The sequence below is a fragment of the Micrococcus sp. HMSC31B01 genome, from assembly GCF_001816085.1.
Classification (GTDB): Bacteria; Actinomycetota; Actinomycetes; order Actinomycetales; family Micrococcaceae; genus Micrococcus; species Micrococcus luteus.
In genome coordinates this window covers 1-942 of sequence record NZ_KV825442.1, presented here as the reverse complement: position 1 = coordinate 942, position 942 = coordinate 1, and the positions used below count along the sequence as shown (strand labels likewise).

Genomic DNA, 942 nt, shown 5'->3' with positions numbered 1-942 from the left:
GGGCTCGACGGTCCGCGTCGGCTGGGCACGCCGCCCGCGCTGGCGATCGGTGTGGAGCTCGTGGCCGAGTCCTCCCGCAACGCGTTCCAGCAGTGGGGCCCGGCGACGGCCGGGGAGGAGCAGGTGCGCGAGGGCCGCCCGCTGTACGTGACCGTGCGCCCGCTCAAGCGCGGGGCCAAGGGGACGTGGATCAAGGGCGGGCTGACGTGGAAGGCATTCCAGTTCCCGCGCGCCGAGTTCGCCCCCGCCCAGGAGCGGGCGATGCGCCTGATCTGGCGTCAGGTCCAGGCCGAGGACTCCTACCCGGGCGACGCCTGGTTCGGTCTGCACGTCTTCGACTCCCCGCGGATCTGGCAGCTGCTCGCGGAGGCCCGCGAGGTCGGGGTGGAGCTCGTGCCGCTGGGGTTGCTGACGGACGTGGTGCTGGAGGCGCCCGCCGCCGTCGGGCTGGACGTCACCGCCGCCCCCGACGGCGGCCTGGACGTGGCCCCGGCCCTGGACCCGGCCCCGCCCGTCCCCGGGCTGAGCGGTGTGCACGCCGTGGGCGGCATCGGCTTCTACCGCGTGGAGCTCACGGACGAGGAGGCCGTGCTCCACCTGATCCCCGCCGAACGCCCCGTCCCCGAGGCCGTGCAGCAGCTCGTGCTCGCCGGCGGGCCCGTGCGGGTGCCCGCCGCGGACCGCGACGAGTTCCTCGGCCGGATCTACCCGCGGCTGCGTGGCGCCCTGCCCGTGACCAGCGGCGACGCCTCCGTGGAGCTGCCCGAGTTCGAACCGCCCGTGCTGCGGCTGCGCGCCGACTTCCGGCCCGACCACGAGCTCGTGCTGCGCTGGTCCTGGCTCTACTTCGACCCGCCCCGCGAACTCGGCCTCGACGCCGGCGGCGACCCCCTGCGGGGCACCCGGCACGAGGACGCGGTGCTGCGCGCCGTCGCCGAGCTC

Annotated in this window: 1 pseudogene; it reads left to right on the top strand. The window is 76.1% G+C overall.

Annotated elements, in window-relative coordinates:
- Nucleotides 1-942, top strand: a pseudogene (locus HMPREF3105_RS12030) (helicase); the annotation flags it as partial.